The sequence below is a fragment of the Stenotrophomonas sp. 107298_Sma genome (genome assembly GCF_056480345.1).
The window spans coordinates 4076081-4101119 of the sequence record NZ_CM151094.1; the positions used below are offsets into that span (position 1 = coordinate 4076081).

Genomic DNA, 25039 nt, shown 5'->3' on the forward strand with positions numbered 1-25039 from the left:
GCTGCATCCTCTAAATGTGTGCTTTGAACGAACGCGGTCAGACTGCTGCCGCGCCGCCGACGATTTCGGAAATTTCCTGGGTGATCGCTGCCTGGCGCGCCTTGTTGTAGACGAGCTGCAGATCGCCGATCAGCTTGTTGGCGTTGTCGCTGGCCGACTTCATCGCGACCATGCGCGCGGCATGTTCGGACGCGACGTTTTCCAGCAGCGCCTGGTACACCAGCGATTCGATGTAACGCGTCATCACGTGCTCGAGCACGGTCGCGGCATCGGGTTCGTACAGGTAGTCCCAGTCGTGATGGGCGACCTGCTTCTCGGCGGCCGGCAACGGCAACAGCTGATCGAAGCTGGCCTTCTGCGTCATCGTGTTGATGAAGCGGTTGTAGACCAGGTACACGCGATCGATCTTGCCTTCGGTGAAGGCATCGAGCATGACCTTGATCACGCCGATCAGCGATTCCAGCTTCGGTACGTCACCAATGTGGGTCACGCTGCCGACCATGTTGACCTTGACCCGGCGGAAGAAGGTCGACGCCTTCTGGCCGATGGTCACCATGTCCACTTCGGCACCCTTGTCCTGCCAGGCCTTGGCTTCACCCAGGAGCTTGCGGAACAGGTTGTTGTTGAGGCCGCCAGCCAGGCCGCGATCAGAGGAGATCACGATGAAACCGACCCGCTTGACCTGCTCGCGCTCGACCAGGAACGGATGCTGGTAATCGGTGCTGGCCTGCGCCAGGTGGCCGATCACCTGCTTCATCGCCTGCGCGTACGGACGCGAGGTCTTCATCCGATCCTGCGCCTTGCGGATCTTGGAGGCCGAGACCATTTCCAGGGCGCGCGTCACCTTGCGGGTGTTCTGCACGCTCTTGATCTTGGTTTTGATTTCGCGTCCGCTTGCCATCTTTGATTCCCGTAGAGCGGGGCGATGCCCCGCTGCAATCAACGGTGTAGCGGGGCCAGGCCCCGCCACACGTCCGTCTTACCAGCTGCCGGTGGTCTTGAACTCGGCGATGCCCTTCTTGAAGGCACCTTCGATGTCGTTGTCCCAACCGCCGGTGGCGTTGACCTTGCCGATCAGCTCGCCCTGGGTGTTGGCGAAGTGGGCGTGCAGGCCTTCTTCAAACGCCAGCAGCTTGTTGACCGGCACGTCGTCGAGGTAGCCCTCGTTGACGGCGTAGATCGACAGCGCCTGGTTGGCGATCGACATCGGCGCGTACTGCTTCTGCTTCATCAGCTCGGTGACGCGCTGGCCACGCTCCAGCTGCTTGCGGGTCGCTTCGTCCAGGTCCGAGGCGAACTGCGCGAACGCAGCCAGCTCACGGTACTGGGCCAGCGAGATACGGATGCCGCCCGACAGCTTCTTGATGATCTTGGTCTGGGCCGAGCCACCGACGCGCGACACCGAGATACCGGCGTTCACGGCCGGGCGGATGCCGGCGTTGAACAGGTCGGTTTCCAGGAAGATCTGACCGTCGGTGATCGAGATCACGTTGGTCGGAACGAACGCGGAAACGTCGCCCGCCTGGGTTTCGATGATCGGCAGCGCGGTCAGCGAACCGGTCTTGCCGGTGACCTTGCCTTCGGTGAACTTCTCGACGTACTCCTCGGACACGCGGGCAGCGCGCTCGAGCAGACGGGAGTGCAGGTAGAACACGTCACCCGGGTAGGCTTCACGGCCCGGCGGGCGCTTCAGCAGCAGCGAGATCTGGCGGTAGGCCACGGCCTGCTTGGACAGATCGTCGTACACGATCAGCGCGTCTTCGCCGCGGTCCATGAAGTACTCACCCATGGTGCAGCCCGAGTAGGCGCTGATGTACTGCATGGCAGCCGATTCGGAGGCAGTGGCGGCGACCACGACGGTATGCGCCAGCGCGCCGTTCTCTTCCAGCTTGCGCACGATGTTGGCGATGGTCGAAGCCTTCTGGCCGATCGCAACGTACACGCACTTGATGCCGGTGCCCTTCTGGTTGATCACCGCATCGATGGCCATCGCGGTCTTGCCGGTCTGGCGGTCACCGATGATCAGCTCGCGCTGGCCACGGCCGATCGGAATCATCGAGTCGACCGACTTGTAACCGGTCTGCACCGGCTGGTCGACCGACTTGCGCCAGATCACGCCCGGTGCAACGCGCTCCACCGGAGCGGTCAGGTCGGTACCCAGCGGGCCCTTGCCATCGATCGGCTCGCCCAGGGCGTTGACGACGCGGCCCAGCAGTTCCGGACCGACCGGCACTTCCAGGATGCGGCCGGTGGTCTTGGCAACGTCGCCTTCGCGCAGGTGCTCGTAGCCGCCCAGGACCACGGCGCCGACCGAGTCGCGCTCCAGGTTCAGGGCCAGGGCGAAGCTGTTGTTCGGCAGTTCGATCATTTCGCCCTGCATCACGTCGGCCAGACCGAAGATGCGCACGATGCCGTCGGACACGCTGGTCACGGTGCCTTCGTTGCGCGATTCCGCGGCCAGCTTGACCTTCTCGATGCGGTTCTTGATCAGTTCGCTGATTTCGGAGGGGTTGAGCGTGGTTGCCATCGTCAAGTCCTAGTGCCGGCAGCGGGGCCGGACGTTAAATGAATTCAGTTAGCGAGCGCGGTCTGCAGACGGGCCAGCTTGCCCTTCAGCGAACCATCGATGACCACGTCACCGGCGTCGATCACGGCGCCACCGATCAGCGAGGCGTCGACCGCGGTGGTCACTTCGACCTCGCGGTTGAAGCGCTTGCGCAGCGCGACCTTGATCGCGTCCAGTTCACCGGCCGAGAGTTCGGCGGCAGAGGTCACGTTGGCCTTGACCACGTGCTCGGCATCGGCGCGCAGGGCGTCGAACATGCCGGAGATTTCCGGCAGCAGCGGCAGACGATGCGATTCGGCCAGGATGGCCAGGAAGCGCGAGTAGGTCTCGCCGTGGGTCACCGGCGCCAGCAGGGCGACGGCGTCGTCACGGCCCAGCTCCGGGTTGGCGAGCAGGGCCGCCACGCGCGGGTCGGCGGCGACGTGGGCGGAGAACGCGAGGGCATCCGACCACGGCGCGAACGCGCCTTCGTCGCGCGCGGTCGCGAACGCGGCGCGGGCGTACGGGCGGGCAAGCGTGAGGGCCTGGCTCATCCTTAGATCTCCGAGGCCAGCTCGTCGAGCAGCGCCTTGTGGGCGTTGGCGTCGATTTCGCGTTTGAGCAGCTTTTCGGCACCGGTCACGGCCAGCGCGGACACCTGCTTGCGCAGATCTTCACGGGCACGGTTGGCGGCGGCGTCGATCTCGGCCTGGGCCAGATCCTTCTGACGGGTGGCTTCGGTGATCGCTTCGGTACGGGCAGCATCAACGATCTGGTTGGCACGCGCGTGGGCCTGATCGATGATCTCGTTGGCCTTGGTGCGGGCTTCCTTCAGCGCTTCGTTGACCTTCTCCTGCGCCTGGGCCAGATCTTTCTGGCTGCGGTCGGCAGCAGCGAGGCCTTCAGCAATCTTCTGCTGGCGCTCTTCGATCGCGTTCATCAGCGGCGGCCAGATCTTGGTCGCGATGATCCAGATGAGACCAGCGAAGGCGAGCGCCTGCGCAAGAAGGGTGAAATTGATATTCATGGTTAGCTCGATCGCTGGTTTCGGGGTGGACGCGCCGCCGAAGCGGCGCATCCGGCCTTCATCCGAAACCGGGTGCATCAGCACCCGGTCGTCTCAAACCGCTGTATCAGCCGGCCAGAGCCTTGGTGACGGCGCCAGCAAAGGCAGCCGACAGCGGGTTGGCGAAGGCCAGCAGCAGGCCGACGGCGACCGAGATGATGAACGCGGCGTCGATCAGGCCAGCGGTGATGAACATGCGCACCTGCAGGACCGGGATCAGTTCCGGCTGGCGGGCGGCCGACTCCAGGAACTTACCAGCCATGATGGCCAGACCCAGACCGGCGCCCAGCGCGGCCAGGCCGATCATGATGCCGACGGCAAGGGCGGTGGAGCTCTGAATCTGCGCGAAGTTGGTCAGGACGGCGAAGTACATGGTTATCTCCAGGAACTTAAGTTGCTAAGGGTGATGAAACGGATGAAGGTTGAAACGCGTTGAAGCTTGAAACTCAGTGAGCGTCTTCCGACAGGCTCAGGTACACGATCGACAGCATCATGAAGATGAAGGCCTGCAGCGGGATCACCAGCAGGTGGAACAGCATCCAGCCGAGGCCGAACGCACCACCGGCAATGGCACCGAAGAAACCGGCACCACCCAGCACCCAGATCAGCAGGAACACGATTTCGCCGCCGAACATGTTGCCGAACAGTCGCATCGCCAGCGAGATCGGCTTGCTCAGCCACTCGACGATGTTGAGGATCAGGTTGAACGGCATCATCCACTTGCCGAACGGCGCCGTCAGGAATTCCTTGATGAAGCCGAGCAGGCCCTTGGACTTCAGCGCGAAGAAAAGCATCAGGAAGAACACGCTGAAGGCCATGCCCAGGGTGGCATTGACGTCAGCGGTCGGCACCGGCTTCCAGTAGTGGACGCCCGCCCATTCCAGCGGCTTGGCGATGAAATCGGCCGGGATCATCTTCAGCAGATTCATCATCAGGATCCAGAAGAAGATCGTGATGGCGATCGGCGTCACCAGCTTGCTCTTGCCGTGGTAGGTGTCCTTGGCCTGGCGATCGACGAACTCCAGGCAGATTTCCACGAAAGCCTGCCACTTGCCCGGCACGCCGGCGGTGGCCTTGCGGGTTCCCAGCCAGAACGCGACAACAATCACCAGGCCCATCAGGACCGCGGTGAGGAAGGTGTCGACGTGGATGTGCCAGAACATACCCTCACCCTTGCCGACCGGCGCGGTCAGGTTTTGCAGGTGATGCTGAATGTAGCTGGTAGGGGTTAGAGCCTCGCCCGCCATGTGTCCGGAACCTTCAGTTAATTGAATTCTGTCAACGCCTGGCCATGGCCAGGACCTGGAACATCAGACCGACGGCGATACCGGCCAACAGCGCCAATGCAGGCAGCTTGAAGACCAGGAACCCCACCAGCAGGACGCCGAAAACCACCACCCACTTGGCGACGATCGCAATGATCAGGCGAGCCATCGCCGATCCTGCGCCCAGTGCCCCCCCGCCCAGTGCCATCCGTGCCGCAACCCAGCCACCGGCCGAAATGGCCACACCGGACGCCAGCGCGCCGAGGGCATACTTCGGACCAACCAGCAGGAAGGCCAGGGCCAGGACAGCCACTGCGGCCAGCGGGTAGACCGCGGCGCGCAGCATCAGTCGCCGACCCGCATCAACGGAGTTCAGCACAGGACGTCCCGCGTGGTTGCAAGTGGAAGGCTGAGGCGGCTACAGCAAGGGGGGCCTCATCGAGCCGCCAAATTATAGCAATGGGACAATTTGCGAGACAACCGCTGCCTGTTCATCCCGGGAAGCCGCAAGTTGCGGTAGCGCTTACATTTTTGCGTGCCACCCGGGGGACAATGACGTCCGCGCGATGTTGCAGCGCAGTATTGAACTTTGGTCGCAGGCCACGGAACTTTCGCCGCAGGGTGCCGGTCCGATCTTTCGACCTGCCTGCAGCAACCTCGTCGACGCTTCGCCCCGCAGGTCCCACGATGGCCCCGAAGCCCCGCTCCGGGGCCATCTTTTTTGCATCGTCGCGACAGCGCTGAACCGTGCACATGCCGTGGACCATACGTTCACGGATGGTGGACGGCGCCGTCCGGCACAGTGGTCTTCATTCTGATGAACCACTGCAAGGACTCTTCGATGCGCCCTGTACCCACCCTGCTCGCCCTTTCCCTGCTCGCCGCCGGCGCTTCGTTCGCCACAGCCGCCCACGCCGCTGAAGGCGATGACCGCTTCGCCCTGCGCCTGGGTGCGATGAACATCGACTCGGACAACACCCTTCGCGGCAAGACCAACGTCGCCGGCCAGGACATCGGCTTCTCCGAGGACTTCAAGCTGGGTGGCAAGGAATGGGAGCCGCGCATCGACGGCATGTTCCGCATCAGCAACCGCCAGCGCCTGCTGTTCAACTACTTCAAGTACGACAAGGACCGTCGCGAGACCCTCGGCCAGGACATCTCCTTCGGTGACGTCAACGTGCCGTCCGGCAGCTTCGTCAAGGGTGAGCTGAAATACCAGGTCGCCAGCCTGGTCTATGACTACTCGGTGGTGGACACCGATACCTTCGACCTCGGCCTGCAGCTGGGTGCCGAGTACGCCAAGGTCAGCACCAAGGCCTACGCCGATCTGGGTACCGTTTATGAGGGCCAGTTCCTCAACGAGAAGACCGACGGCGTCGCGCCAGTGGTCGGTGCGCGCCTGAGCTTCACCCCGTCGGAAAAGTGGATGATCACGCTGCAGGGCCAGTACCTCAATACGCGCTGGGGCAGCTTCGATGACTACAAGGGCGACCTGAGCCGCGCCAACGCCATCGTCGATTACCGCTTCACGAAGAACTTCGGTGTGTTCGCTGGCTACGACTGGTTCAAGCTCGACGCGGACAAGAAGGGCAGCGATGGCACCATCGGCCTGAAGCAGGAATTCAAGGGCCCGGTGGCCGGCGTCAGCTTCGTGTTCTGATCCTCCGCCCCTTCCACGGCATCCTCTCTCCTGGCGCGGCCTCCGGAACATCGGGGCCGCGTTTTTTGTGGCTTCTGACAGAAGAGCAGAAGCGGGTTGGTCGAGCGCTTGAGGGAGAGAGGGGGCTGGGTGCGAATGTCCCCCGGCGCCGGCCTGCGGCCGTCACCTCTTCCTTTACTTCGCACCCAGCCCCCTCTCCGTCCGCGTGTCAGGCATCCAGGCGGACTAGGCAGTGGCTCTCGACTGTCCGCAAGCCGAGCCGCTGCGCGAGTGGCAGGCGTTTGGACAAAGTAAAGGAGGAGGCGACCGCCGCAGGCGGGCGACGGGGGACATTTGTCGAAATGCCTGCCACCCGCGCAGTGGCCCGGACCCTCGCGATGACAACAGCCGGAGACATTCCTGCAACCAACAAAAAACCCCGGCAGAGGCCGGGGCTTTTTGTTCGGAACGGCGTGGACGACTTACTTCTTCTTCGGCATGTACAGATCGGTGATCGTGCCGTCGTAGATTTCCGAGGCCATCGCCACCGATTCGCTCAGCGTCGGGTGCGCATGGATGGTGTGGCCGATGTCCTCGGCTTCGGCACCCATCTCGATGGCCAGGCCGATCTCGGCCAGCAGGTCACCGGCATGCACGCCGACGATCGCACCACCGATGATGCGGTGGGTCTCCTCGTCGAAGATCAGCTTGGTGAAGCCCTCGGTGCGACCGATGCCGATCGCGCGGCCGCTGGCGGCCCACGGGAACTTGGCCACGCCAACCTTCAGGCCCTTGGCCTTGGCTTCGGTCTCGGTGACGCCGACCCAGGCGATTTCCGGGTTGGTGTAAGCCACCGACGGAATCACGCGGGCCACCCACTCCTTCTTGTGGCCGGCAGCCACTTCGGCGGCCAGCTTGCCCTCGTGCGTGGCCTTGTGGGCCAGCATCGGGTTGCCGACGATGTCGCCGATGGCAAAGATGTGCGGCACGTTGGTGCGCATCTGGCGGTCGACCGGGATGAACCCGCGGTCGGTCACCTGCACGCCAGCCTTCTCGGCATCGATCTTCTTGCCGTTCGGCGAGCGACCCACGGCCACCAGCACGCGGTCGAAGGTGCCCTGCGCCAGCGCAGGCGCCTGGCCTTCCTCGGCGGCTTCGAAGGTGACGGTGATGCCCTTGGCATCGGCGGTCACGCCGGAGGCCTTGGTCTTCAGGTGCACGTCGATGCCCTGCTTCTTCAGGCGGTCGGCCAGCGGCTTGACCAGGTCCTTGTCGGCGCCCGGCATCAGCTGGTCCATGAACTCGACCACGGTCACCTTGCTGCCAAGCGCACCGTACACGGTGGCCATTTCCAGGCCGATGATGCCGCCGCCGACGACCAGCAGCGAACCCGGCACTTCGGCCAGTTCCAGCGCGTCGGTGGAGTCCATCACGCGCTTGTCGTCCCACGGGAAGTTCGGCAGCTTCACCGCCTGCGAACCGGCAGCGATGATGCACTTCTGGAAGCGCAGCAGCTGGGTGCTGCCGTCAGCCGCGGTGATTTCCAGTTCGTTGGCCGAGACAAACTTGCCAACGCCCTGCACGCTGCGGACCTTGCGCTGCTTGGCCATGCCGGCCAGGCCCTTGGTCAGCTGGTTGACGACCTTTTCCTTGTACTGGCGCAGCTTGTCCAGGGTGATGGTCGGCTTGCCGAACTCGACGCCGAAATCGCCGGCGTGGGCCACTTCGTCGATGACCGCTGCGGCGTGCAGCAGGGCCTTGGACGGGATGCAGCCCACGTTGAGGCAGACACCGCCGAGGCTGGCGTAGCGCTCGACCAGGACCGTATCCAGGCCGACGTCGGCGGCGCGGAAGGCGGCGGTGTAGCCGCCCGGGCCGGAGCCCAGCACGACCATTTCGCATTCGATGTCGGCCTGCTTGCCGCTGGACAGCGCCGGCTTCGGCGCAGCAGGTTCAGCCGGGGCGCGGTGCGACGGGGTCACCGGCGGCTTGCTGGCCGGAGCGGCCGCTGCCGGGGCCGGCGCGGCAGCCTTGGCCGGGGCTTCGGCGGCACCTTCAGCGTCCAGCACCACGACCACGGCGCCTTCGGACAGGGTGTCGCCGAGCTTGACCTTGATTTCCTTGACCACGCCGGCAGCCGAGGACGGCACTTCCAGGGTGGCCTTGTCCGATTCCAGGGTCACCAGACCCTGGTCCTTCTTCACCGTGTCGCCGACGGCGACCAGCACTTCGATCACCGGTACATCGCTGTAATCGCCGATGTCGGGAACCTTGATTTCAATCGTGGCCATGGTGGGTTTTCCTCGGGCCCGCCCGGCGTGGCCGGCGGGCTGTCACTGCGTTTCGACAGGCGGCCGCGCCAGGGGCAGCGGCCGCACGATGGGGGCGAAGCGGATGCCTTACAGCAGCACGCGGCGCATGTCGGCCAGTACCTGCGACAGGTACGTGGTGAAGCGTGCGGCCAGGGCGCCATCGATGACGCGGTGGTCGTAGCTCAGCGACAGCGGCAGCATCAGCTTCGGTGCGAACTCCTTGCCATTCCAGACCGGCTGGATGGACGACTTGGAGACGCCGAGGATGGCCACTTCCGGTGCATTGACGATCGGGGTGAACGCGGTGCCGCCGATGCCGCCCAGCGAGCTGATCGAGAAGCAGCCGCCGCTCATGTCGGCCGGGCCCAGCTTGCCGTCGCGCGCCTTCTTGGCCAGTTCGCCGGTTTCCTGCGCGATCTGCACCACGCCCTTCTTGTCCACGTCGCGGATGACCGGCACGACCAGGCCGTTCGGAGTGTCGGCGGCAAAGCCGATGTTGAAGTACTTCTTCAGGGTCAGGTTCTCGCCGCTGGCATCGAGCGAGGCGTTGAACTCCGGGAATTTCTTCAGCGCCGCGGCACTGGCCTTGATCAGGAAGGCGAGCATGGTCAGCTTGATGCCGGCCTTCTCGTTTTCCTTGTTCAGCGCCACGCGCAGGCCTTCCAGGTCGGTGATGTCGGCCTGTTCGAACTGGGTGACGTGCGGAATCATGGCCCAGTTGCGGGCCAGGTTCGCGCCGGAAATCTTCTTGATGCGCGACAGCGGCTGCACTTCAACGTCGCCGAACTTGCTGAAGTCGACCTTCGGCCACGGCAGCAGGTTCAGGCCGCCACCGGCGGCAACGGCACCACCGGCAGCCGCCGGTACGCCGCCGCTGAGCGCGGCCTTGACGAACTTCTGCACGTCACCCTTGGTGATGCGGCCACCCTTCTCGGTACCATTGATCTGCAGCAGGTCCACGCCCAGCTCGCGAGCGAACACGCGCACGGCCGGAGTGGCATACGGCACCTTGGCCGGCAGCACGCCATCGGCGTTGAACTGCACCGGCGGGCTGGATGGTGTACCCGCCGAGGCGATCTCGCGAGCAGCCAGCTTGTCCGGCTGAGCCGGCACGGCGACCGGCTCCACCTTGGTGGCGGTCTCTGCGGCAACCGGAGCAGCGGCAGCCGCTGCATTGCTCGGTGCCGGCGCAGCAGCGCCCTCGGCCTCGATGATGGCGACCACATTGCCCTGCGACAGATTGTCGCCAACCTTGACCTTCAGCTCCTTGACCACGCCAGCCACCGAAGACGGCACTTCCATGGTGGCCTTGTCGCTTTCCAGCGTGACCAGGCCCTGGTCCTTCTTGACCGTGTCGCCGACGGCGACCAGCACTTCGATGACCGGAATTCCGGAGTAGTCGCCGATATCCGGCACCAGCGCTTCAACCGCACCACCGCTGGCGGCCGGGGCAGCCGGCGCAGCAGCGGCGGGGGCCGGTGCGCTCTGGGTGGCGGCAGCCGGAGCCGCTGCCTTGGCCGGTGCCGGGGCGGCAGCTGCCGGCTTGGCAGCCTCGCCTTCAGCCACTTCGATCAGCGCCACGACCTTGCCCTCGGACAGGGTGTCACCGACCTTGACCTTGATCTCCTTGACCACGCCGGCGACGGCCGACGGCACTTCCATGGTGGCCTTGTCGCTTTCCAGCGTCACCAGGCCCTGGTCCTTCTTGACCGTGTCGCCGACGGCGACAAGCACCTCGATTACCGGGATATCGCTGTAGTCACCGATATCGGGGACAAGTGCTTCCTTGATTTCGGCCATGGGGATAACTCCGGCAATCTGGTGTAGGGAAACGTCTATTGTGCGGCCAGCGGGGGCCAGCGCCAACCGTTACAGGTGTTTTCAGTACGCACGCAGCCGGGACACGCTGTTGCCCATGGGTTGCGGCTGCATCCAGTCGGTAGCGTATTGTCCGGACGATGTCCGCTTCATGTCGGCAGTGCGTCGGCCACCGGCTGCCAGGCCAGGCGCAGGCGCGGCAACGACCACGCGGCATTGGCCGGGCTGGTGGATGGCAGCGCCAGCAGCGTCGGAGGGGCCTCCAGACGGGGCAACACCCAGCGCTGGAACGCCTGCAGCGACGCACCGCCGTTGCAACCGATCAGCTCCAGCTCAGGAAGCGAAGCGATCAGTGCCGGCAGCGCATTGGGCACTTCCGTGCCACGCACGATGTCGGCATCCAGGCTGCCGCGCCGCTCGCACTGGCCAATCACATCCCACAGGCCGACCTTTGCCGCCATCAGTGCCTGCAGCCGTTGTCGGTAGGCCAGTCCTGCGTCGAAGCCGCAGATATCGGCCAGCAACGGCCAGAAACGATTGCGCGGATGGGCGTAGTAGCGCTGCTCCTGCAATGACGCAACGCCGGGCATCGAGCCCAGCAGCAGCACCCTGCAATCCACGTTCACCTGCGCTTGCAGGCCGATGCACAACGTTGCTTCGCTCACATCTTCTCCAACTGCATGAATGCCACCGATGGCCGAAAAGCCCATGAAAACAGGCTTTCCGCTCCAGTCGCTGAACAAGGAAAACTATTTTTTAACGCGCGTCGGATTCGATTCATGTTGGGGCGACTACGGTGTGCTCGCCCCGCAACCGGGGGCCCAAAACAAGAAACATTAGGAGATACCCCCATGCGCTCCATCCGTATCCTGAGTCTCGCCCTGCTGACCTCCGCCGCGTTCGCGCCGGCCGCTTTCGCCCAGGACAGCAGCACCACCGATACCGCTTCGGGCAAGCATTTTGCCGTTGTTGGCGGCATCTCGCTGCTGGAACCGAAGAACGACCCGATCACCGGCGTGAAGAAGACCGATGGCGGCCCGGCGCCGACCGTCAGCTTCAGCTACTACATCAACGACAACTGGGCCGTTGAACTGTGGGGCGCTGCCGACAAGTTCGACAACAAGTTCAAGGGTCCGGACAACGCCCGCCTGGGCTCGGTCGAGCAGCAGCCGATCGCGCTGAGCGGCCAGTACCACTTCGGCCAGGCTGACAACGTGTTCCGTCCGTTCGTGGGCGTGGGCTACTACCAGTCGAGCTTCAGCAACGAGAAGCTGGGCAACGGCGCTGACAGCGACATCCGCTTCAAGGATGCCAAGGGCGTGATCGGCACCGTCGGTGTGGACATGAACATCAACTCCACCTGGTTCGCCCGTGCCGACGCCCGCTACATGCGCTCGCGCCCGGACGTGAAGATCGGCGGCGAGAAGATCGGCGAAGCCAAGATGGATCCGTGGACCGTCGGCTTCGGCATCGGCGCCCGCTTCTGATCCAGGCTGTACCTGCTTCACTGATGTAACGCGACGGGCCCTTCGGGGCCCGTCGTCGTTTCCGTCACCCGCGTTCTGTAGAGTCGACTGACAGTCGGCTCTACACACAAACAGGATGCGGAGGCGCGATGCATGAAGTCGACCTGCTGGTGATCGGTGGCGGCATCAACGGTGCCGGCATCGCCCGTGATGCCAGCGGTCGTGGCCTGCACGTGCTGCTGTGCGAGCAGCATGACCTTGCTGCGCATACCTCCAGCGCCAGCAGCAAGCTGATCCACGGTGGCCTGCGCTACCTGGAGCAGCGCGAGTTCGGCCTGGTACGCAAGGCATTGGGCGAACGCGAGGTCGTTCGCCGCCAGGCCCCTTACCTGGTCCGGCCGCTGCGTTTCGTGCTGCCCTGGGAACCTCACCTGCGCCCACGCTGGCTGCTGCGCACGGGCTTGTGGCTGTACGACCACCTGGGGCCGCGCAGCCCCGCCTTCCCTGCATCGGGTGCACTGGATCTGCACCAGGACCCGCTGGGTGCACAGCTCTCGCCATCGCTGCGACAGGCGTTCAGCTATGCCGACGCACAGGTCGATGATGCGCGTCTGGTCATCCTCAACGCGCGGGATGCCGCGCAACGTGGTGCACAGGTACGGGTCCACAGCCGCTGCGTCGACCTGCGCGCCGAACAGGGCCGCTGGCACGTGACGCTGGAATCAGCCGACGGCCAGCAGCAGGCGGTGATCGCCCGTGCCGTGGTCAATGCCGCCGGTCCGTGGGCAGGCGGCCTGTTGGATCGGATGCAGCCGCGCAGCGCCGGCCCTGCCCTGCGCCTGGTGCAGGGCAGCCACATCGTGCTGCGCCGCGCCTGGCCTGACGACAGTGCCTGCCTGCTGCAGCAGCCCGATGGCCGCGTAGTGTTCCTGCTGCCGTTCGCCCACGAACACCTGCTGGTTGGCACCACCGACACCGACTACCGCGGCGACCCGGCACGCTGCAGCGTGCTGCCTTCGGAGGTCGCCTACCTGTGCGAGGCCGCCAACCGCTATCTGCGCGAACCGATCAGCGCGGCAGATGTGGTCTGGCAGTTCGCCGGGGTACGTCCGCTGCTGGCCGACCCCGACCCGCGCGCGGCAAAGCTGAGCCGCGACTACCGCCTGCAGCTGCAGGTGGATCCGGCACCGGCGCTGCACGTGCTGGGCGGGAAACTGACAACCTATCGGGTGCTGGCCGAGGAAGCGCTTGAGCTGCTGCGCCCCGCCCTGTCGCAGATGGGAGCGGCATGGACGGCAACGGGAGAACCACTGCCGGGCAGTGACTGGGGCGACGCCGCTCAGGCGTGCTCACGCTTGCTGGCTTTGGCGCCGTGGTTGCCAGCGGACATCGCGCGGCGCTGGGCCGAAGCCTACGGCAGCCGAAGCCTGGCGTTGCTGGAAGGCGCGCAGAGCATGGCCGATCTGGGCGATGCGTTCGGCGCTGGACTGCATGCGCGCGAGGTGGCGTTCCTGTGCGAGCACGAGTGGGCGCGCAGTGCCGAGGACGTGCTGTGGCGGCGGAGCAAGCTGGGCCTGCGGCTGGATACCGCGCAGGTGGCGCGGCTGCAGGAATGGATCGATAGACGGTAGAGTCGAGCTTGCTCGACTGACATGAAAAGCAGTCGAGCAAGCTCGACTCTACCAACACCGTCGCTACCGGAGACGCTGCATGACGCCCCGCTACGTGCTGGCCATCGACCAGGGCACCACCAGTTCGCGCGCGATCCTGTTCGACCATGCCGGCGACATCGTCGGCAGCGCGCAACGCGAGTTCGCGCAGATTTTCCCGCAGCCGGGCTGGGTCGAGCATGACCCCCGCGAGATCCTCACCAGTGTCTATGCCACGCTGACCGAACTGCTCAGCCGCGGGCAGATCGACCCGCGCCAAATCGCCGCACTGGGCATCACCAACCAGCGCGAAACCACCGTGGTCTGGGACCGCTCGACCGGCCAGCCGATCCACAATGCCATCGTCTGGCAGTCGCGGCAGAGCCACGCCATCTGCGAACGGTTGAAGTCCGAAGGCCATGAAGCGCTGGTTCGCGAGCGTACCGGCCTGTTGATCGATGCCTATTTCTCGGCCACCAAGATCCGTTGGATCCTCGACCATGTGGAGGGCGCGCAGCAACGCGCCGAACGCAGCGAGCTGCTGTTCGGCACCATCGACAGCTGGCTGGTGTGGAACCTGAGTGGTGGCCAGGCGCACGTGACCGACTACAGCAATGCCGCGCGCACCCTGCTGTTCAACATCCACACGCTGGACTGGGACGACGACCTGCTGGCGCTGCTGGACATCCCGCGCGCGATGCTGCCGCAGGTACGCGACTCCAGTTCGGTATACGCGCACACCCGGCCGCAGTTCTTCTTCGACCATCCGATTCCGATCGCCGGCATCGCCGGTGACCAGCAGGCAGCGCTGTTCGGCCAGGCCTGTTTCCAGCCGGGCATGGTCAAGAATACCTATGGCACCGGCTGCTTCATGCTGATGCATACCGGCGCGCAGGCGGTGCGCTCGCGCAATGGCCTGCTGACCACCATCGCCTGGGGCCTGGACGGGCGCGTGGAGTACGCGTTGGAGGGGTCGATCTTCGTCGCCGGTTCCGTGGTGCAGTGGTTGCGCGATGGACTGCGCATGATCGAGCGCGCCAGCGACAGCCAGGCGCTGGCCGCGCAGGTTCCCGATAGTGGTGGCGTGTACCTGGTGCCGGCTTTCGTCGGCCTGGGCGCGCCCTACTGGCGCAGTGACGTACGCGGGGCGATGTTCGGCCTGACCCGTGGCACCCGCAAGGCCCACTTCGTGCGCGCGGCACTGGAGGCCATGGCCTACCAGACCCGCGACGTGCTTGATGCGATGCAGTCCGATGCCGGCATCGCGCTGACCGAACTGCGCGCCGACGGCGGTGCGATCGGCAATGACTTCCTGGCCGGATTCCAGGCCGACATCCTCGGCGTACCACTGCTGCGGCCTCGGCTGACCGAAACCACCGCACTGGGCGCGGCCTATCTGGCCGGGCTGGCCGTGGGCTTCTGGTCAAGCCGCGAGCAGATCGCCGCGCAGTGGGGCCTGGACCGGCGCTTCGAGCCGCAGATGGAGGTGGCCCGGCGCGAGAAGCTGTATGCGGGGTGGCAACAGGCGGTGGCTGCCACCCTCGCCTTCCACGTCGACTGACGGTAGTGCCGGCCGCTGGCCGGCAACCCCATGATCCTTGGCAGCATTTGCAGATTGCCGGCCAGCGGCCGGCACTACCGCATGGCCAGAACGTCCGCGGCGCCGGTCAGAACGCCGGCAGCACCGCGCCCTTGTACTTGGTCTCGATGAAGGCCTTCACCTGCGGGCTGGTCAGGGCCTTGGCCAGCTTCTGCACGCGGGCATCGTCCTTGTTGTCCGGGCGTGCGACCAGGAAGTTCACGTACGGCGAATCCTTGCTCTCGATCGCCAGTGCATCCCTGGTCGGGTTGAGGCCGGCATCCAGCGCGTAGTTGGTGTTGATCAGGGCCAGATCGACCTGGTCCAGCACGCGCGGCAGCATCGCCGAATCCAGCTCGCGGAACTTCAGCTTCTTCGGGTTGGCAGCAATGTCGCGCTGGGTCGACAGCGCGTTGGTCGGGTCCTTCAGCTCGATCACACCGGCCTTGTGGAGCAGGATCAGCGCGCGGCTGTTGTTGCTCGGGTCGTTCGGGATCACCACGTCGGCGCCTTCGCGCAGCTCGGCCAGCGACTTGATCTTGCGCGAGTACGCGCCGAACGGCTCGATGTGCACGCCGATCACCTTCACCAGATCGCTCTTTCGATCGCGGTTGTAGGCATCCAGGTACGGCTCGGTCTGGAAGTAGTTGGCATCCACCTGCTTCTGCACCAGCTGATCGTTGGGCTGCACGTAGTCATTGAACACGCGCACATCCAGGTCCACGCCTTCCTGCTTGAGGATCGGCTTGACCACTTCCAGGATCTCGGCATGCGGCACGGCCGTGGCGGCCACCACCAGCTTCTGCGAGGGCTCGCCGGACTTGCCGCAGGCGGTCAGGGCCAGCGCAGCGGCGAGCAGGGGCAGCAACAGGGTCTTCTTCATGGGCGAAAGGGTTCTCGGGGGGAGGGTCAGGAGTTGTCGTAGTTGCTCAGGGCAAGCTCAAGCAGCGCCTTGGCCTGCTCGCGCAGCATCACCGGTTCGACAATCTCGGCATCCGAGCCGTAGTGCAGCACGTCCATCAGCAGTTCGCGGGAGACGCTGTACGGTACCTTCAGCTCGTAGCGGCCGTCGGCCAGGAAACGGCCCTGCTGCTTGGAGTGCCAGTGTTCGTCGGCCACCCAGCGCGCGGCCTTGGCGCTGAACAGGATGGTCGCCCAGCCCTTCGGTGCACCGGAGAAGATGCCGTAGCTGGCGCCCAGCTGTTCGTCGAGCTCGCTGTCGGCCACGTCGCGGGCGGTGCTGTCGACCACCCGCGCCTTGTGGATGCGGTCCACGGCGAAACTGCGCAGGGCCTCGCGGTCGTGGTCCCAGGCATCCAGGTACCAGTTGTCGCGGTAATGGGTCAGGCGCTGCGGCGAGACCGTGCGCTTGGTCGGCTCGTCGGTGGAGCGTGCGCGGTACTCGAACGCCAGCTGGCGGCGCTCCAGCACGGCCGAGGCCACGCTGCGGAAGCTGCCCTCGTCGAACTTGCGGCCACGGTGCGGGATCACCCGCACACGGTCCACCGGCCAGTTGGAGACGCCGGCCTGGGCCGCCAGCAGGCTCTCGATGCGCTGTTGCAGCGGTGCCAGCACCGAGGACAGCACGCCGCCGCCGGTCCGTGCCAGCAGGTGCTGCGAGGCCAGCAGGGCGTGCAGCTCCTCCGAGCTCAGCCACAGGCCGGGCAGCTCGAAGCGGTCACTCTCGTCGGCCTGGTAACGGAAGCCGGCCTCGCCGTCGCCCTCGATCGGTGCCATCAGCGCATCGCGCAGGAAGGCCAGGTCGCGGTAGACGGTGGCGCGGGAACAACCGAGCTTGTCCTGCAGGGTCGCCACCGTCACCGGATAGCGCGCGGACTTGAGCAGACGATGCAGGGCGGTGATGCGTTCGTATCGGTCCATACCCCCGATTATGTCCGAGTCGCGGGTCTTGTGTGGGACGTTTGGGCTATCGTGGGCGCCCCCCGCCCCATGGAACACCCGATGCGCCGGTTGCCTGCCCTGCCCCTGCTGGCCTGCCTGCTGCTGGCCGCCTGCGATCGCGCACCGGCTCCGGCCGGCACTGAGGCCGCCGTCCCTGCCGCCGATCCGGCGCAGGCAGTGCTGGCGGCCAGCCAACGCTTCGCCACCCTGCGCAGCTTCCATGCCGAGCTGGAGGTGCTGGGTGCGCCGGAACCTGTGCGCAGCGCCATGGACTTCGTCGCCCCCGATCGATTCCGGCTGCAGACCGCGGCCGGACCGCAGACGATCATCGGCGACACCATGTTCCTGCAGGCCGACGGCGGGGTCCGCCAGGTCCCGACCCCGCCGGGCCTGCTTGAGCAATGGCGCAACCCGCTGCCGGCCGATGCCCTGCCCGCCGACCTGCGGGCCGAAGACCTCGGCAGCCAGTCCCTGGATGGGGTCGAAACCCGCCACTACCGGTTGCGCGGCGCCCAGCCCGGCGAACGCATGGAGTACTGGGTGGACGCGCAGGGCCTGCCTCGGCAGATCGTACGCAGTGGCAGCAGCAACGGCCGCAGCTTCCAGCTGCGCCTGCGCTATTCGCGCTTCAACGACCCGGCATTGCGCGTCGATCTACCCTGAATGGGCTGGCGGCAGGAACGTTTCCTGAAGCGCGTTTTGGATCGATTCGGACCGCCATCACGCTTCCAGTATCATCACCGGCTGTCAACCGCTTCGGAGAAGCCCCGATGTCCCTGCGTGTGTCCCTGCTGATCCCCCTGCTGCTGTGCGCGCCGCTTGCGTATGCGCAGGACGCCTCCGAACTGGCGGCGATGTCTTCGCCGTGGAGCGGCAGCGGCGGCGAGCTCGGCTTCGCCTCGGCACGCGGCAACAGCAGCACCGAGAGCTTCAACGGTCGCCTGCGCCTGCGCTACACCGACGGCGACTGGGTGCACAGCATGGACCTGTTCGGCCTGCGCTCCAGCTCCAAGGTGACCGAGACCAACGACGACGGCACCACCACCCGCCGCAACAACACCACCGCCAACCGCTACACCGGCAGTGCCGGCAGCGCGCTGCAGCTGGGCGAGCATCGCCAGCTGACCGCGACGGTACGTACCGAGCGTGACGACTTCGCCACCTACGACCGCCAGAGCTCGTTCGGTCTGGGTTACGGCACCCGCCTGTGGAACACCGAGCGTTTCTCGTTCGACGCGCAGATCGGCCCCGGTGTGCGCCGCACCCACAGCACCGAAGACGACCGCACCCGCACCGGCATGATTGGTCGTGGCCTGTTCGACCTGAAGTACTCGCTGACCGACAACACCGACCTGGTCAACACCCTCCTGGTCGAATCGGGTTCGTACAACACCTTCGGCCAGAACGACTTCGGCGTCTCGGTCAGCATGAACGAGCACCTGGCGCTGAAGGCCGGCTGGCAGGCGCGTTACAACAGTGACGTGGCCGAGGACAAGCGCAAGACCGATACGCTGACCACGATGAACGTGGTCTACAAATTCAAATAAGAAACGGGCGCCAAAGGCGCCCGTTCTTCTTTCGGTAGTGCCGGCCGCTGGCCGGCAACTGCATTCAATCGGGGCACGAGGTTGCCGGCCAGCGGCCGGCACTACCTGCGATGCCTCAGACGTTCAGCAGTTCGCCGGCACCGGCATCCAGCAGCATCTTCGCCACGCGCTGGCCCAGTGCTTCCGGGTCACTGGCCGGGCCGATCGCCTCGGCGCGCACCGCGCGGCCATCACTGGCACTGCCGACCAGCCCCTGCAGGTGCAGATCCTGCCCCTGCCACTGCGCGATCGCCGCTACCGGCACGTGGCAGCTGCCATGCAGCGCACGGTTCATCGCCCGCTCGGCCTCGACGCAGGCACGGGTAGCCGCGTCATCCAGGCCGGCGAACAGCGCCATCAAGCGCGCATTGCTGCCATCACATTCCACCGCAACCGCGCCCTGTGCCGGCGCCGGCAGCCACTGCGGCGGTTGCAGGCGGGCGACGATGCGCTCGCCCAGCCCCAGCCGCTCCAGCCCGGCCACCGCAAGCACGATGGCGTCGTAGCCGCCGTTGTCGAGCTTGGCCAGGCGGGTGTTGACGTTGCCGCGCAGGTCCAGCAGCTGCAGGTCCGGTCGCAGCGCACGCAGCTGCGCCTGCCGACGCAGCGACGATGTGCCGACGCGCGCACCGATCGGCAGCGCATCCAGCGAGGCATACAAGTTGGAAACAAAGCCATCGGCCGGATCGTGGCGAGTCAGCATCGCCGGCAGCGCGAACGGCGCATCCAGTTCCATCGGCACATCCTTCAAAGAGTGCACCGCGCAGTCGGCCTCGCCACGCAGCATGGCCAGTTCCAGTTCCTTGAGGAACAGGCCCTTGCCACCGATGGCCGCCAGCGAGCGGTCAAGCACTTCATCGCCGCGGGTGCTCATCGGCACCAGTTCCACGTGCAGATCGGGATGTGCCTGGCGCAGGCGGTCGGCGACGTGTTCGCTCTGCCAGAGGGCGAGCGGGCTCTTGCGGGTGGCGATGCGGACGGTTTCCATCCGGTCATTATCGCGCCTATCGGCGGGATACGGCCAACGGCGGAGCCCCTCGTGGCTGGTGTGGTCGTGCAAGCAACAGCTGTGCTTGGCCGGGCGGGGTGGGTGCGCGGGGGACGCCGTAAACCCATCCTTGGGGGCTTGGCCGCGGCATCCATGCCGCGGACACCCCCGCGCACCCACCCCGCCCGGCCTCTGACAGTTTCCGTGTGCGTCAGCCACGGAAGATCAAAAGAAAAAAGAAAGAGCAGAAGCAGAAGCAACAGCCGGCGGCGTCCGGGGTCAGATCCCTTTTCCGCAGGAAAAGGGATCTGACCCCTCTATCCCCGCCCGATAACAACAATGCCTTTGCCGTCCGACGCTGAAATCTGTCGAAGGCGGAACGGTGTGGGCATGCAGGGGTGTGAGCCGCATGGATGCGGCGACCAAGCCCCCATGGATGGGTTCACGGCGTCCCCTGCATGTCCACACCGTTGCGCCATACGCGCAGCAATACAGAGCCGACCAACCCGCTGTTGCTGTTGCTGTTGCTGTTGCTGTTGATTTCGAAGCAGTCGCGGCCGCAGGCCGCGCGGAAAACCTACAGATGCCGCAGTTCCTGCTTCAGTGTCGCCACGCAGCGGCGGCTGACTTCCAGCGGTTGCTTGCCATGCCGCAGCACCGCCTGCACCTGCCCACCCGTGCCACGGCGCAGCTCGACCAGTTCGTGGCGCGCCACCAGGCAGTTGCGATGGATGCGGATGAAGCGGCTGGCGAACTCTTCTTCCAGCGACTTCAACGACTCCTCGATCAGATCCTCGCCGCGCGCGTGGTGCACCACCACGTACTTCTCTTCGGCCTGCAGGTAATGGATGTCGTCCAGCGGAATCAGGCGCAGGCTGCCGCGCAGGCGCGCGCACAACATGCTGCGGGCCTGCTGCCCGCGGTGGTCCTGCGGCTGGCCGTCACGGCCGGCCAGGAACGTGCGTGCCCGCGCGATGGCGGCCGCCAAGCGCTCGGCACGTACCGGCTTCATCAGGTAATCAATCGCGGCCGCCTCGAACGCCGACAGCGCATGCGCGTCGTAGGCGGTGCAGAACACCACCGCCGGGCGCGGCTCGAAGCTGGCCAGGTGGCGGGCGGCTTCCAGGCCATCCAGTCCGGGCATCGCGATATCCAGCAGGACCAGGTCAGGTTGTAGTTCCGCGCACGCGTGCAGGGCCTGCTCGCCGTTGCCGGCCTCGGCCACTACATCCACGCCTTCCTGCGCTGCCAGCAAGCTGCGCAGCCGCTCGCGTGCCAGCGGTTCGTCATCGGCGATGACTACCCTCACGATCGTCCCCTCACTGGATCGGCACTGTCACCTGGCAGGCATAGTAGCCCTCGCTCCAGCCAGCCGTCATCCGCGCGGTGCTGCCGAAGCGCCAGGCCAGGCGATGGCCGATGTTGTGCTGGGCATGACCCGCGCCCCGCGCCAGGGCCAGCCCCGGGGCCTGCGGATCGGGCGCCGGATTGCGTACGCGGATCTGCAGCTCATTGCCCTCGCGGACGAGCTGCAGTTCGATGGTGCCGCCCTCGGGCAGGCGCGAGATGCCGTGCAGCACGGCATTCTCCACCAGTGGCTGCAGTACCAGCCTCGGCAATGGCAGGTCCCATGGCAGCGGTTCGTCGCGCTGCCAGCGCACCTGCAGGCGTTCGCCCAGGCGCAGCGATTCGATCGACAGGTAGCGCTCGGCCAGCTCGCATTCGTCGCGCAGGGTGGAATCGCCCTCGCCCGCACCCAAGGCTGCGCGGAACAGATCGGACAGGTCGAGCACCGCGCGCTCGGCCACTGCCGGGTCGCGATGCAGCAGGCTGGCGATCAGGTTCATGCTGTTGAACAGGAAATGCGGGCGGATCCGTGCCTGCAGCGCATCGGCCTGCGCGCGCGCGTTGGCCTGCACCTGTGCGGCCCAGCGATCACTCACATAGAAGTAGCGCAGGGCCAGTGCGGTGATAAGTGCGGTGGTTGCGGCACTGCCGAGGGTGAAGCGCCAGAAGCTGATGCCGCTGGCGAAGTTGTCCCCCAGCACCGCATACAGGGCGTGGACGATGCCGGCGCAGATCACCGCGATCAGCGCCGCCAACGCAATCGCCGCGGCCGCGCCCAGCATCTGCGGCAGCTTCGACAGCGCTTGCCGCAGCAGGCACAGGCTGGCGGTCACCGCCAGCGCCAGCCACAGCGCAAAGCCACTGGCCGACAGCAGTTCGCCAAAGGTCCAGTGGCGGCTGCCGTCGGGCGCCAGGGCCAGCACCACCACGACCAGCTCGGCCAGGCCGAGCATCGCCGCCAGCCGTGGCAGGCGGCACAGTTCCGGCATCCACGGCGGTGTGCTGGCCGGGGGCATGGCTCAGGCGACGCCCAGGCGTTCCTGCAGCCAGTCACCCAGCGCCTGGATCTCTTCAGCGCAGACCTGGTGGGCCATCGGGTAGCTATGCCATTCCACCGCCAGGCCCAGCGACTGCAGTGCCTGCGCGCTGTGCGCGGCCACTGCCTGCGGAATCACCGGATCGGCGCTGCCGTGGGCCATGAACACCGGCACCTGCACTGCACCTTCAATACGCTTGGCCGCCTCGGCTTCGGGCAGGTAGGTGGACAGCGCAATCAGGCCGGCCAGCGGCGCGGTACGCGACAGCGCGGCGGTGAGGATGATGGCACCGCCCTGCGAGAAACCGGCCAGGAAGATCTTTTCCGGCGCGATGCCGCGTTCGATCTCACGGGCGATCAGCGCATCCAGCTGCAGTACCGATTCCTGCACGCCGGTCATGTCGGCACGCGAACGGAAGTCCATGCCAACGATGTCGTACCAACCGCGCATCGGCACGCCGTTGTTGATCGTGATCGGCCGCACCGGTGCATGCGGGAACACGAAACGTAGCGCCGGCCAGTGTGGGCGTACCAGTTCCGGCACGATCGGCGCGAAGTCATGGCCATCGGCACCAAGGCCGTGCAGCCAGATCACCGACCACTGCGGCGAAGCGCCGGTTTCCTGTTCCACCGTTTGCAGCATGATGCGGCTCCTTCAAGTTCGAGCCGCATTATGCCGCTGGCACAGGGGAATCAGTACAGCGGCGGTTGCTCGGCCGCTTCCCGGCGCAGCTGGGCGGCGCGCACCAGTACCGGTGGCGGGATGTTCTCCTCGGGGATATCGAGCAGGCCAAGGCGATGCAGGAAGGCGCCCGGGCCCCGCGAGGACGTAAGTGCCACCACCGGAATGGCCAGCACCATGCCGATCACCACCGGTGCCATCCACGCCGCCAGCGACGGCGACACCGCCCACGCCAGCACGCCCATGAAGGCGCCGAACACGCCCAGGCCACCGTAACCGCGGATCAGCGCCATCCAGGAAATGCCGCCGTCGTCGCGCTGCTGGGCGTCCCAGCCCGAATCGCGGCCGGACAGCACTTCGGCCACGCCACGCGACTGCACGTACATCACCACCGGCGCCATCAGTGCGGCCAGCACGGTCTCCACCAGCATCGACACGAATGCGCGGATCGCGCCGCCGCAGCCGCGACGGTCGACCGGGTCCAGCAGCATCGCCAGGTACCCCAGGACCTTGGGCATCAGCAGCACCGCCATGGTCGCAGCGAACAGGCGTACCACCTGTTCCTCGTCCTGGGCGCGCCAGTACACGCTGGGCGACAGGTGCAGCAGGGCGTTGAAGTCGATGCCCTCCTGGAACAACGGGATGGCGATGCCGATCAGCATCAGCATCGCCCACATCGGCGCGGTGAAGTAATGGCCGATGCCGATCAGCATGTGCACGCGGCTGATCCAATGCAGGCCGCGGCTGCCCACCACCTTGCCGTGCTGCAGGTTGCCCTGGCACCAGCGGCGGTCGCGCACCAGCATGTCGGTCAGGGTCGGCGGACCTTCCTCATAGCTGCCGCCCAGGTACGGCACCATGTGCGCGGCCCAGCCACCCCGACGCATCAGCGCCGCTTCGACGAAGTCGTGGCTGAGCACATGGCCCCCGAACGGCTTGCGGCCCGGCAGCGCCGGCAGGCCGGCCTGATCGGCGAAGGCGCGCGTGCGGATGATCGCGTTGTGGCCCCAGTAGTTGCTCTCGGCACCGTGCCACCAGGCCACGCCGCGGGCGATCACCGGACCGTACACGCGGCCACCGAACTGCTGCATGCGGGCAAACAGGGTGCGGCCGCCGATCACCGAGGGCAGGGTCTGGATCAGGCCAACGTCGGCGTTGTGTTCCATGCCGGCAACCAGGCGCACGATGCTGTCACCGGTCATCAGGCTGTCGGCATCCAGGATCAGCATCTGCGGGTAGGCTCCGCCGAAGCGGCGCACCCAGTCGGCGATGTTGCCGGCCTTGCGCGCGCCGTTGTCACCGCGGCGGCGGTAGAACAGCCGTCGTTGGCCGTCGGGCACGCGCTCGCGCAGCTCGGCGAATACCTGCTCCTCGGCCCGTGCAATGTCTTCGCGGCGGGTATCGCTGAGCACGAAGAAGTCGAAACGTTCCAGCTGCCCGGTGGCGGCCACCGATTCGTAGATCGCCTGCAGGCCGGCCAGCAGCCGTCGCGGGTCTTCGTTGTAGGTCGGCATCAGCAGCGCGGTGCGGCTGTGCACGGTCGGCAGCGGTTTGTCCGGGTCGATGCCGAGGCGGTAGCCACGGTCGAACACCGCGGTCAGGAAGCCGGCCACGGCGCTGGCAAAGGACAGTGCGATCCACGCGAACAGCCCCACGAACAGCACCAGCAGGCAGGCCTCGAGCACACTGATGCCATTGGCCGACAGCACCCGCCACATCATCCGGGTGGCGATGGCGGTCATGGCGAAGGTGCCGCCGAAGATGTACAGCCGACGCAGGCCGATCATGCGCGGCGATGTGCGATGCCTGCGGACCTTCAGCTGGCCGTCGCGAAGGGTCTGCTCGGGCATCTGCAGTGGCGATTCAGCAGGCAGCAGCGCCCAGCCGGCGTCAAGCCGGGGCGTATCCGCTTCCGCGTGGATGGTTTGCCCCCCCATCGCCGCCTACTCCGCGCAGTCGGCACGGCCGGCCATCCCGGCCGGGCTGCATGCACGAAGGTTCCCGGCGCGCCTTCCCGGCGCCCGCACTTGTCCTGGCTGTGCCGGCCTTTGGCCGCACAGTCGATGTCTGTCACTACCGGAACCCACACGATCTCCAACGGGGCGGAATCGAAAATGCGGCGCCAGTCTAGGGCGCTGGATGTAAGCCGCGCGCGAAGG

The 25039-nt window shown here is 66.1% G+C and carries 23 protein-coding genes; 6 read left to right on the plus strand and 17 right to left on the minus strand.

The features are described 5' to 3' along the window. Positions 1 to 37: 37 nt before the first annotated feature. The 7 genes from atpG to ACZK2G_RS18930 form a co-directional block, all read right to left on the minus strand. Positions 38 to 901 carry a F0F1 ATP synthase subunit gamma gene (gene atpG / locus ACZK2G_RS18900; RefSeq protein WP_006394538.1) on the minus strand — a complete coding sequence of 288 codons (864 nt, stop codon included), beginning with the start codon at positions 899 to 901 and terminating at the stop codon, positions 38 to 40. A gap of 78 nt (positions 902 to 979) precedes the next feature. Further along, entirely contained in the window at positions 980 to 2527 is a 1548-nt protein-coding gene (gene atpA, locus ACZK2G_RS18905) for a F0F1 ATP synthase subunit alpha (RefSeq protein WP_046984974.1), read from the minus strand. Positions 2528 to 2571: 44 nt separating this feature from the next. Beyond that, complete coding sequence (locus ACZK2G_RS18910) at positions 2572 to 3099, minus strand: F0F1 ATP synthase subunit delta (protein WP_006394588.1); 528 nt, start codon at positions 3097 to 3099, stop codon at positions 2572 to 2574. 2 nt (positions 3100 to 3101) lie between these two features. Continuing rightward, positions 3102 to 3572, minus strand: coding sequence for a F0F1 ATP synthase subunit B (locus ACZK2G_RS18915; RefSeq protein ID WP_012512170.1), 471 nt, complete (start codon positions 3570 to 3572; stop codon positions 3102 to 3104). A gap of 106 nt (positions 3573 to 3678) precedes the next feature. Next, positions 3679 to 3984 (minus strand): F0F1 ATP synthase subunit C, encoded by a 306-nt coding sequence (gene atpE, locus ACZK2G_RS18920; protein ID WP_005411133.1) that lies wholly within the window; start codon positions 3982 to 3984, stop codon positions 3679 to 3681. A gap of 73 nt (positions 3985 to 4057) precedes the next feature. Then, positions 4058 to 4858: a F0F1 ATP synthase subunit A gene (gene atpB, locus ACZK2G_RS18925; RefSeq protein WP_295382031.1), complete on the minus strand. Its 801-nt coding sequence runs from the start codon at positions 4856 to 4858 to the stop codon at positions 4058 to 4060. Positions 4859 to 4889: 31 nt separating this feature from the next. Then, on the minus strand, positions 4890 to 5255 hold the full coding sequence (locus tag ACZK2G_RS18930; RefSeq protein ID WP_211195204.1) for a hypothetical protein: 366 nt from the start codon (positions 5253 to 5255) through the stop codon (positions 4890 to 4892). A 462-nt stretch (positions 5256 to 5717) separates the two neighbouring features. Here ACZK2G_RS18930 and ACZK2G_RS18935 point away from each other — a divergent pair, with 462 nt between their 5' ends. Further along, positions 5718 to 6536, plus strand: a complete 819-nt coding sequence (locus ACZK2G_RS18935) for a hypothetical protein (protein ID WP_010481314.1) — start codon at positions 5718 to 5720, stop codon at positions 6534 to 6536. Positions 6537 to 6997: 461 nt separating this feature from the next. Here ACZK2G_RS18935 and lpdA read toward each other — a convergent pair whose 3' ends face one another. The 3 genes from lpdA to ACZK2G_RS18950 all read right to left on the minus strand — a co-directional run bounded on the left by lpdA (position 6998) and on the right by ACZK2G_RS18950 (position 11310). After that, on the minus strand, positions 6998 to 8806 hold the full coding sequence (gene lpdA, locus ACZK2G_RS18940; RefSeq protein ID WP_046984970.1) for a dihydrolipoyl dehydrogenase: 1809 nt from the start codon (positions 8804 to 8806) through the stop codon (positions 6998 to 7000). A 108-nt stretch (positions 8807 to 8914) separates the two neighbouring features. Next, a complete protein-coding gene (aceF, locus tag ACZK2G_RS18945; protein ID WP_478474101.1) occupies positions 8915 to 10627 on the minus strand; it encodes a dihydrolipoyllysine-residue acetyltransferase in 1713 nt (570 codons plus the stop codon). Positions 10628 to 10794: 167 nt separating this feature from the next. Further along, entirely contained in the window at positions 10795 to 11310 is a 516-nt protein-coding gene (locus tag ACZK2G_RS18950; protein ID WP_478474103.1) for a DNA-deoxyinosine glycosylase, read from the minus strand. A gap of 186 nt (positions 11311 to 11496) precedes the next feature. On the opposite strand from ACZK2G_RS18950, the gene ACZK2G_RS18955 reads away from it, so the two are divergent. The 3 genes from ACZK2G_RS18955 (at position 11497) to glpK (ending at position 15321) form a co-directional block, all read left to right on the plus strand. Further along, positions 11497 to 12132: an OmpW/AlkL family protein gene (locus ACZK2G_RS18955; RefSeq protein WP_136639053.1), complete on the plus strand. Its 636-nt coding sequence runs from the start codon at positions 11497 to 11499 to the stop codon at positions 12130 to 12132. A 128-nt stretch (positions 12133 to 12260) separates the two neighbouring features. Further along, positions 12261 to 13742 (plus strand): glycerol-3-phosphate dehydrogenase, encoded by a 1482-nt coding sequence (gene glpD / locus ACZK2G_RS18960; protein WP_478474105.1) that lies wholly within the window; start codon positions 12261 to 12263, stop codon positions 13740 to 13742. 79 nt (positions 13743 to 13821) lie between these two features. Next, a complete protein-coding gene (gene glpK, locus ACZK2G_RS18965) occupies positions 13822 to 15321 on the plus strand; it encodes a glycerol kinase GlpK (RefSeq protein ID WP_478474107.1) in 1500 nt (499 codons plus the stop codon). Positions 15322 to 15427: 106 nt separating this feature from the next. Here glpK and ACZK2G_RS18970 read toward each other — a convergent pair whose 3' ends face one another. Next, positions 15428 to 16222 carry a MetQ/NlpA family ABC transporter substrate-binding protein gene (locus ACZK2G_RS18970; protein WP_046987545.1) on the minus strand — a complete coding sequence of 265 codons (795 nt, stop codon included), beginning with the start codon at positions 16220 to 16222 and terminating at the stop codon, positions 15428 to 15430. Positions 16223 to 16248: 26 nt separating this feature from the next. Then, complete coding sequence (locus tag ACZK2G_RS18975; protein ID WP_046987544.1) at positions 16249 to 17220, minus strand: helix-turn-helix transcriptional regulator; 972 nt, start codon at positions 17218 to 17220, stop codon at positions 16249 to 16251. Between the two features lie 81 nt (positions 17221 to 17301). Between ACZK2G_RS18975 and ACZK2G_RS18980 the strand changes: the two genes are divergently transcribed. After that, a complete protein-coding gene (locus ACZK2G_RS18980) occupies positions 17302 to 17904 on the plus strand; it encodes a LolA family protein (RefSeq protein WP_046987543.1) in 603 nt (200 codons plus the stop codon). A 107-nt stretch (positions 17905 to 18011) separates the two neighbouring features. Beyond that, the gene (locus tag ACZK2G_RS18985; RefSeq protein ID WP_046987542.1) at positions 18012 to 18788 is read left to right on the plus strand and encodes a DUF481 domain-containing protein; all 777 of its coding nucleotides are present in this window, start codon (positions 18012 to 18014) and stop codon (positions 18786 to 18788) included. Between the two features lie 115 nt (positions 18789 to 18903). On the opposite strand, the gene hemC is transcribed toward ACZK2G_RS18985, so the two are convergent. The 5 genes from hemC to mdoH form a co-directional block, all read right to left on the minus strand. After that, positions 18904 to 19815, minus strand: coding sequence for a hydroxymethylbilane synthase (gene hemC, locus ACZK2G_RS18990; protein WP_136639056.1), 912 nt, complete (start codon positions 19813 to 19815; stop codon positions 18904 to 18906). A gap of 577 nt (positions 19816 to 20392) precedes the next feature. Beyond that, positions 20393 to 21124: a LytR/AlgR family response regulator transcription factor gene (locus ACZK2G_RS18995; protein ID WP_046984806.1), complete on the minus strand. Its 732-nt coding sequence runs from the start codon at positions 21122 to 21124 to the stop codon at positions 20393 to 20395. Between the two features lie 10 nt (positions 21125 to 21134). Continuing rightward, complete coding sequence (locus tag ACZK2G_RS19000) at positions 21135 to 22178, minus strand: sensor histidine kinase (RefSeq protein WP_478474110.1); 1044 nt, start codon at positions 22176 to 22178, stop codon at positions 21135 to 21137. A 3-nt stretch (positions 22179 to 22181) separates the two neighbouring features. After that, on the minus strand, positions 22182 to 22841 hold the full coding sequence (locus tag ACZK2G_RS19005; protein ID WP_136638499.1) for an alpha/beta hydrolase: 660 nt from the start codon (positions 22839 to 22841) through the stop codon (positions 22182 to 22184). Between the two features lie 50 nt (positions 22842 to 22891). Then, on the minus strand, positions 22892 to 24817 hold the full coding sequence (mdoH, locus tag ACZK2G_RS19010; RefSeq protein WP_046984804.1) for a glucans biosynthesis glucosyltransferase MdoH: 1926 nt from the start codon (positions 24815 to 24817) through the stop codon (positions 22892 to 22894). Positions 24818 to 25039: the final 222 nt, after the last annotated feature.

Coding starts and splice junctions, on each gene's coding strand:
- atpG (WP_006394538.1), bottom strand. CDS start 901: ATGGCAAGCGGACGCGAAATCAAAACCAAGATCAAGAGCGTGCAGAAC.
- atpA (WP_046984974.1), bottom strand. CDS start 2,527: ATGGCAACCACGCTCAACCCCTCCGAAATCAGCGAACTGATCAAGAAC.
- ACZK2G_RS18910 (WP_006394588.1), bottom strand. CDS start 3,099: ATGAGCCAGGCCCTCACGCTTGCCCGCCCGTACGCCCGCGCCGCGTTC.
- ACZK2G_RS18915 (WP_012512170.1), bottom strand. CDS start 3,572: ATGAATATCAATTTCACCCTTCTTGCGCAGGCGCTCGCCTTCGCTGGT.
- atpE (WP_005411133.1), bottom strand. CDS start 3,984: ATGTACTTCGCCGTCCTGACCAACTTCGCGCAGATTCAGAGCTCCACC.
- atpB (WP_295382031.1), bottom strand. CDS start 4,858: ATGGCGGGCGAGGCTCTAACCCCTACCAGCTACATTCAGCATCACCTG.
- ACZK2G_RS18935 (WP_010481314.1), top strand. CDS start 5,718: ATGCGCCCTGTACCCACCCTGCTCGCCCTTTCCCTGCTCGCCGCCGGC.
- lpdA (WP_046984970.1), bottom strand. CDS start 8,806: ATGGCCACGATTGAAATCAAGGTTCCCGACATCGGCGATTACAGCGAT.
- aceF (WP_478474101.1), bottom strand. CDS start 10,627: ATGGCCGAAATCAAGGAAGCACTTGTCCCCGATATCGGTGACTACAGC.
- ACZK2G_RS18955 (WP_136639053.1), top strand. CDS start 11,497: ATGCGCTCCATCCGTATCCTGAGTCTCGCCCTGCTGACCTCCGCCGCG.
- glpD (WP_478474105.1), top strand. CDS start 12,261: ATGCATGAAGTCGACCTGCTGGTGATCGGTGGCGGCATCAACGGTGCC.
- glpK (WP_478474107.1), top strand. CDS start 13,822: ATGACGCCCCGCTACGTGCTGGCCATCGACCAGGGCACCACCAGTTCG.
- ACZK2G_RS18970 (WP_046987545.1), bottom strand. CDS start 16,222: ATGAAGAAGACCCTGTTGCTGCCCCTGCTCGCCGCTGCGCTGGCCCTG.
- ACZK2G_RS18975 (WP_046987544.1), bottom strand. CDS start 17,220: ATGGACCGATACGAACGCATCACCGCCCTGCATCGTCTGCTCAAGTCC.
- ACZK2G_RS18980 (WP_046987543.1), top strand. CDS start 17,302: ATGCGCCGGTTGCCTGCCCTGCCCCTGCTGGCCTGCCTGCTGCTGGCC.
- ACZK2G_RS18985 (WP_046987542.1), top strand. CDS start 18,012: ATGTCCCTGCGTGTGTCCCTGCTGATCCCCCTGCTGCTGTGCGCGCCG.
- hemC (WP_136639056.1), bottom strand. CDS start 19,815: ATGGAAACCGTCCGCATCGCCACCCGCAAGAGCCCGCTCGCCCTCTGG.
- ACZK2G_RS19000 (WP_478474110.1), bottom strand. CDS start 22,178: ATGCCCCCGGCCAGCACACCGCCGTGGATGCCGGAACTGTGCCGCCTG.
- ACZK2G_RS19005 (WP_136638499.1), bottom strand. CDS start 22,841: ATGCTGCAAACGGTGGAACAGGAAACCGGCGCTTCGCCGCAGTGGTCG.
- mdoH (WP_046984804.1), bottom strand. CDS start 24,817: ATGGGGGGGCAAACCATCCACGCGGAAGCGGATACGCCCCGGCTTGAC.